The sequence below is a fragment of the Hymenobacter fodinae genome, assembly GCF_004745825.1.
Classification (GTDB): domain Bacteria; phylum Bacteroidota; class Bacteroidia; order Cytophagales; family Hymenobacteraceae; genus Hymenobacter; species Hymenobacter fodinae.
Map to the genome: position 1 here is coordinate 337,034 of NZ_SRLA01000006.1, position 7,186 is coordinate 344,219.

The window sequence follows — 7,186 nt, forward strand, 5'->3', positions numbered from 1 at the left end:
AGTAACCGGCTCACGCAGGGCAACTGCGGCAGGGGCAAGCAGGGAGTGGCCTAGAAGCTGATGGCAAAGGCCTTGCTTGATTTAGCTCACTCTTTGACGAGCTTAAGAGGTTGGCTTATTCCCGGCCCCAGCAGGTGCAGGACGTATACCCCCGGCTCACGCAAAAAGGAGCTCAGGTCTAGGGGTACCGTTCCGCCCGCGGGAGGGAGCTTGCCGCTGGTCAACTGCTTGCCTAGGGCAGAGTACAGCTGGTAAGAGTGGAAGCTGGGCCCGGCTGTGGGCAGCCGCAAGTGCAAGAGCCCATCGGGGGTGGGAGTGGGGAATACCTCGGCGGAAGTAACGCTCTCGGTAGCGGGCACCGAAGTGCTCGTCAGCAGCTGTGCCGAGGCTACGCTGCTGGCTCGGGCGCTACCTGAGCCGGCGGAGAACACCTCAATGGCCGAGATTTTAGGCCGGTCCACGCCGCCGTCGGCTGATAACGAGCTGAAGTAGAGGGTAAGAGCCCCATCGGAGACGGTGGTGATAAAGGTCTCGGTAGTGGCCGTTAGCGGGCCGACTTTTTTGGCAATATCATAGTTATCGAGCACCTTTTGCCCTTCTAGGCTCACGTCGAACAGGCGCTGGCCGCTGCCACCCCAGTACAGCTCAGCAAAATGCAGCACCACTTGGTACGTGCCGCTAGTCACGGGCAGGGAGTACGTGAAGCTGCCTTGGTTGGTGTTAGCGCTGCGCTCGGTCTGGTAGAGAGCATCATCCGTGGTGCCGGCAATGGGCGAGGTTACAGAATAAACGTAGCTGTCGGCGGTTGAGTAGGCTTGGTCGGCGGCAAAGCTGCCTAGGCCAGTGCTAAGCGCACCACCCCCTGCGTTGATGCGCAGCAACGGAGTCCAGCTTGAGCCGGTAATGGCGAGCAGAAAGTCGTTGGTGGCCGTACCGCCTCTGCCATCATTGGCCGTGACGCGTAGCGTGAGGCTGGTGGGGCTGCCGGCGGGCGGGGTGCCGCTAAACGTGCGCGAGGTGGGCGTGAAGGTGAGCCAACTGGGCAGGGCCGCCCCCGTGCTGAGCGTGGCCGTGTATGTGAGCGGGTCCAGATCCGCATCCCAGAAAGTAGTGGCGGCAAAGCTATAGCTAAACGCTGCGCCCGTGGTAGCTCCTTGGTTAGGAATGGAGGTGGCAACTAGTGGCGCCCGGTTTCCTACGGACGTAGTAGAGAACACCTCAATAGCGGAGACCTTAGGCCGATCGACGCCACCGTCGTTGGCTAGGCCACTAAACAGTAGGTTCAGAGTGCCGTCCGATACGGTAGTCGTGAAGGTTTCGGTGGTGGCCGTAAGAGCGCCTACTTTCGCGAAGATGTCATAATTGTCGAGGACCTTGGTTCCCTCCAGGCTCACATCGAATAGGCGCTGGCCGGGGCCGCTCCAGTACAGCTCCGCAAAGTGTAGTACCACCCGGTAGGTGCCACTGGGCACGGGTAGGGCGTAGTTGAAGCTGCCCTGGTTGGTGCTGGCGCTGCGCTCGGTTTGGTAGAGGGCATCGTCGGTGGTGCCGGCAATGGGCGAGGTCACGGAGTACACGTACGAAGTGGCAGCTGAATAATAATAGTCAGCGGCAAACGTGCCCAATGAAGTGCTGATCTGCCCGCCGCCTGCATTGATGCGGTACACGGGGGCTAATGGGGCACTGGTAATAGTGAGCAGAAAGTCGTCGGTAGCAGTACCGCCTCTGCCATCATTGGCCGTGACGCGTAGCGTGAGGCTGGTGGGGCTGCCGGCGGGCGGGGTGCCGCTAAACGTGCGCGAGGTGGGCGTGAAGGTGAGCCAACTGGGCAGGGCCGCTCCCGTGCTGAGCGTGGCCGTGTACGTGAGCGGGTCCAGATCCGCATCGGTGAATGTGCCAATGGGCACCACATAGCTGAAAGGCGTACTTATGGTAGCCACCTGATCGGGGATAGGCGCGGCCACAATTGGTGCCCGGTTAACCGATGGCGTGTTGGAGTACACTTCAATGGCCGATACTTTGGGCTGGTCGATGCCGCCATCAGCCGCCGTCCCGCCAAACACAAGGTTCAGCGAACCATCGGTTACGGTAGTAGTGAAGGTTTCGGTAGTGGCCGTCAGGGGGCCAACTTTCTTCACGATGTCGTAATTGTCGAGCACCTTCGTGTTTTCCACATTTACATCGAATACCCGCTGGCCTACAGAGGTCCAGTACAGTTCCGCGAAGTGCAGCACCACCCGGTACGTGCCGTTGGGCACGGGTAGGGCGTAGCTAAAGCTGCCTCCGCTTCCGTACCGCTCGCTCTGGTATAAGGCCGCGCTGCTGGTAGCCGCAATGTTTGCGGTGGTGGAGTAGGTATTGCCTGGGCTAGGGGAGAAGTATTGATCAGCGGTAAAAGAGCCCAATGACGTCATGAGGGCACCTGCTCCGGCATTGAGCCGATAGATGGGCGTAAGAATCTCATCGGCGGTTATGTAGATATAGTCCCACGTTGCCGTGAAGGGGGTGGCACCCCGGCTCGTGGCAATGAGACCAACGGCCAACGCCTGATTGCCCTGCAGAATGGTTAGCAAGGTGCCGCTCAACGTAATGGGTGACCCTAGATTGACCAGCGCTCCATTATTGGCTGAGTACCTGGGTTGCACCGTGCCGGTGGCGGGGTTAACCGCCAGTATTAGGTCCAGGGTAGAGGAAGGAATACCGTTTGGCAAGGCATAGGTAGTGTTTAGCGCTACCACGCCAGCTCTTTCGTACACTACTTGAATGCCGCCGGTGCCCCCATTGGCAACCAAGGCAACCTTCAAGTAATTGTCCTGGTCACCATTGCCAATATAGATGCCTTGGGATTGATTGTTGGCAGGCGTCTGGCCATTGAAGAATGGGCCTAGTAATCGACCCTTTACTGTGAAAGGCCCAGTTGCGGTGCCCGCTTTTATTCCAAACTGAAAGGCATCTTCTTGCGTGTTCAGTGCTCCCAAGGCATCGCCCGCCGATACGCTCACGATAGAGAAAGCCCCGGCCGTGCCCCCCGCAATCAGGTTTTTGTCTTCGAACAACAGCGAGTAGTCGCTAGTCCCATCGCTCATTAGCCCGGTAAAGCCTAGCCCATATAGGCCGGTGCCAGGGTAGTTGTTTAGCAGGTCGTAGCGGATGGGCAGGTTGGTTGTGAGGCCATTGGCAGCATCAACGCCGAAGTAATCCTCGGTGTCGGCTAGGCCATCATTATCATCATCCAGATCATTGAGGTCAGATAATAGGTCTTTGTCAAAATCTGGAGGCACACTGGCTGCCGAACATGGCTGTGAGCCGTTATCAATTTCGTCTGCATTCGTGTAGCCGTCGTTGTCGTCATCGGTGGCATTATACAGGCCGGTGCATACCAGAAAGTCTTGCGGTTCAAATACTACGATGGCGTTTGAGCCGTACGTAGCGGCCCACACTGTTCCGGGGAAGATATCGTTGTCGCCTTGAGCGGTAACATCCAGCGGAACGGAGCCGAAGTTGGAGGCAAACGGCAGGTCTTGGTTGACTTTGTCGGCAGCAGCCCGGGGGTTGGTTACTCCTGTGCCATCATCCGTCAGCGTTATCTTATAAATGCTACCATCGAAGCTACAGGCCAGTAGGGCTCCTTTCAGAGCATTACTAAAATTGGAGGCTGTATATTCTGCCAGCCCATTCGTGGAGTTAGTAAAGGTCAGGGGGGAGGTGTCATTCACCCCCGGCATCTGAAAATCTCCCTCAATGGCATGAGCCTGCGGAACGGGTGGCCAGTCTTGGGGCAGCGGGTTTGTACCTGTTTTGCTAGTGCGCCATGTGCCGGTGCTCCCATTGTGCACGTAAAGCCCAGCGCCCGATGGATTGGCCCGGGTGGGGTTGGGGTGCCCCCCGTAGTGGCTACCTGGTACATACGTGTCCAGATTACCAATGTACTCCAGGTTGTCAAGGTTGTTCACAACACCTTCGGTGGCACTCGGTACAGTTGACCCTGGCTCATTGGCCACGTACTTGTTCGTAACGTTGGCTGTACCCTCGCCATCGGGGTAGCCCCCCCAGCCCTGGTTGGCCCCGTTGTCGATGGTATACATGCGGCGGGCCTTACCTGGCGTTTTGGTTATCACCAGATCATACGGGTTACGATATCCAGGGGAGTATACCTGCACGGGGCCGCCTGCCACTAGTTTGGCTTGGTTTAAGCCGTCATTGCCACCGAAAGGGTCATCTACATCCGTGCCGTCAGGGTTGTTGGTACGGGTGGGGTCGTTCAATGTGGGCAAGTCGTACTTATAGGCGGCATTCCCGTTGCCTTTGGTCGGGAGGGCGTCAATAGTGGTTAGGTTAACTGATAGGATAGCACCTGAAAGCGCGTATTCGTTGATATAGGCGAAATTGGTGGAGGGGGATCCCGCATTTGTAAACCCGCCAGTAGCTACGTAGAGCGTGTTCTTGGTGGCATCCAGTTGCATGCCGTTTACCGAGTGGTTTTCCTCCGACCGGGGAAGGCCTCGCACCAAGTCCATCTTACTCCAGACCCCGCCGCTGCGGGTCAGTCGTGATATTATGCCGGAGTTCGTATCCAAGTTAAAGTCGCCATCGGGACCACCGATTCGACTGTCGCTGGACGAAACATACAGAATAGGGCTGGCGGCCGTTCCTACTACTAGAATCCCGGTAACCTGGCGCGTTGTAACCTGGGGGTTGAGCGCCCCATTGTCGTCATGGTTAGGAATGGTATTGATCAGCCCGATGGTCTCCGTTGCCGTGACGGAGTAATCAGCAGGGCCGGCCCTAACAATAGTGAAGGCCTTGATTAAGCCATCCTGTTGAGCCACGTACAAACGGCCGTCGGGGCCAAACTGGAGGGAAGTGGGGTTTCCCAGGCTCACGTTTTTTAGGCCACTTCTCGAAAAAGAGAAGTTATACTGGGCATTAGCCAGCATGGCACCGCTTAGGTTTATAGGCGGGAGCTTGGCCTTTTTTTCTTTGACCTTCTCTTTAGACCGGCCTTGATTAGCCGAGGTTTGGGCAGTGGTGCTCTGTGGAGTTCCAACTCCGAGTGCCAAAGCAATACCTGTCACCCACAGGCACTGGCTTTTCCAATACCTGATTTTTGCGTAAAAGTTGTGATTCATGGGCTAACAATAAGACATGAGGAAAGCCGGAGGCTTTGGCGAGAGCGATTCTAAAGGACGCAACCACGCCGCTAGCTCACCTCTACAGGGTCTATGAAGCGTTTAGTGTTCAGGAGAGGACCGCAAAGGGCCGCTGACAGAAAGGTGCGCTACGCCGTAGTCGCCCAATCTTTGCAGCTAGGTCATGTGTGAGCTACGAAAGCGTAGCGAGCGTAATGTAAGTAGAGGGAGTAACGGAGTATAGGGAGTGAAGCGGCACCCCAGAGCGGCCGTGTAGCAGCGTAGTAAGTGATTATAGCTGGGGAAGGAAGGGGTGCCTGAAGCCTATTAGCAATAGGCCTAGTCAGCAACTAATTCCTTACATGTGGCTCTCGAAGAAGTCAGGTACGCCCAACGGGCCTCACTGTTTGCAAGTGCTTTTACCTGATGTAGTTATCAACTGCCCGTGACTGCTTGCCCATAGGTATCTTTCTTTGTCTTGCGCTGCTAAAGTAGAGAACCCTATAGACTTATGCTATATATATTTCTAGTTTTTTTTGGAATATTCCAATAATTAAAATGGTGTTGATAAAGTATAAAATGCCTGCGTACATAGAGTGTAGCGGTAGCTTGCTCATCAGTAAGACAATAAAAAAGGCCCTCACCGAGCGGTAGGGCCTTTTTTTAGTGTAGTTTTTTAGTGTAGTATGAGTGCTACGTTTTCTCCTTTACAAATTGCTGTCGAAGACAAGTGCCCTGATCGGGCCGAACGAGTAGGACGTACGTACCAGCAGGCAGTTTCTGAATATCTAATACACCCTCCTTCGTAGCTGTACGCGTATCAAGTAGCGCTAGGCCAGTTGCCGAGTACACCGTAAGCCGTGCGCCAGGGTTTGATAAGTTTATGCGCAGTTCGTTGGCTGCAGGGTTGGGATAAATGTTCAGAGCTGCCGTGGCTGGCGCCGCGAAGCTAACAGCCCGCACGGCACTGTAGGTAGTGGTGCTATCCTGGTCAACTTGCCGAAGGCGATAGTATACCATCCCCGGAGTATGCGCCCCCACGCCATAATCCTCAAAGCTGTAGGCCATTCCCGTAGTTGAAGTGCCTGATCCACGGACCGTATGCACCGTCTGGAAGCTTGTACCATCAACACTACGCTCTACAGCAAAGTAGCTATGGTTCAGTTCTGCGGCAGTTGCCCAAGCCAATAGCGCATCGGTGTTGCGCGCTTTAGCCGTAAACTGAGTAAGCACTACGGGCAGCGGGTTAGAAACCGGAATCACAAAGTCGGCTCCAAGGCTCACGAGCCCATGGTCGTCAATGGAGGTGTAGGTAAACACTACTTCACCCGTGAAGCTAGTGCGCGGCTCAAAACTTAGTTGCTGTCCTTGCTCTACTGACAAGGCGCTGTGCTGAGAGATGGGGTCGGTCCCCAAGTACAAGGTGCCCTGCGAGGCCGGGGGCAATTCCGTGATGGTAAACCCCGTGATATAGCCATTAGGAGATGACCCCGTTAGGGGCAGCACCCGGGTAGCGCCTCCATTGCGCGGAATTGGAGTATTGGTTTTGGGGTCGGCGGTAGGGCGAGGACGGCTGTTTGGTGGTTGCACAGTCGAAGCGGAACACTCGCGTACAGTATTAACGGAGGCCTTCGCTGCGTTATGAAGCACACGGTCGTCCACGAGATTGTCCACGTTGTTAAGGGTGGTGGAGCAGATCAACGTATTATGGGCCCCGGAGCTTAGGTAAAAAGCGTTGGCCGTGTTGCGGGCCGTGTTGTTCTGGAAGATCGTGCCCAGGGTTACCGGAATATCGCTCATGGGCCCGATAAACTGGGCCAGAAAATGGTTGTAATACCCCTCGCGGCCTAGCTCATTATTGTTAACGAAGGAGGTTTTGTAGGAAGGTCGAGCGACAAGGGTGTTGTTCTTCACCTCCACGCCCAGCGCGGCCGTGCCCAGGCTCTGGCTCACCCCGTACTGGTAGGGCAGCAGCCCGATGTAGGCCGGCGCCCCCGTGTTGGTGCGGTCCTCCACGTTCTCCACCCAGTTGCCCACCAGCTGCGTGTTATACACCA

At 56.1% G+C, this 7,186-nt stretch carries 2 protein-coding genes; both read right to left on the reverse strand.

Features of this window, described 5'->3' with window-relative positions; translation table 11 throughout:
- Positions 1-86 precede the first annotated feature (86 nt).
- Entirely contained in the window at positions 87-4,937 is a 4,851-nt protein-coding gene (locus EU556_RS23890; RefSeq protein WP_167855699.1) for a malectin domain-containing carbohydrate-binding protein, read from the reverse strand.
- Positions 4,938-5,822: 885 nt separating this feature from the next.
- A partial coding sequence (locus EU556_RS23895) for a T9SS type A sorting domain-containing protein (RefSeq protein WP_135436764.1) occupies positions 5,823-7,186 on the reverse strand: 1,364 nt, incomplete at its 5' end.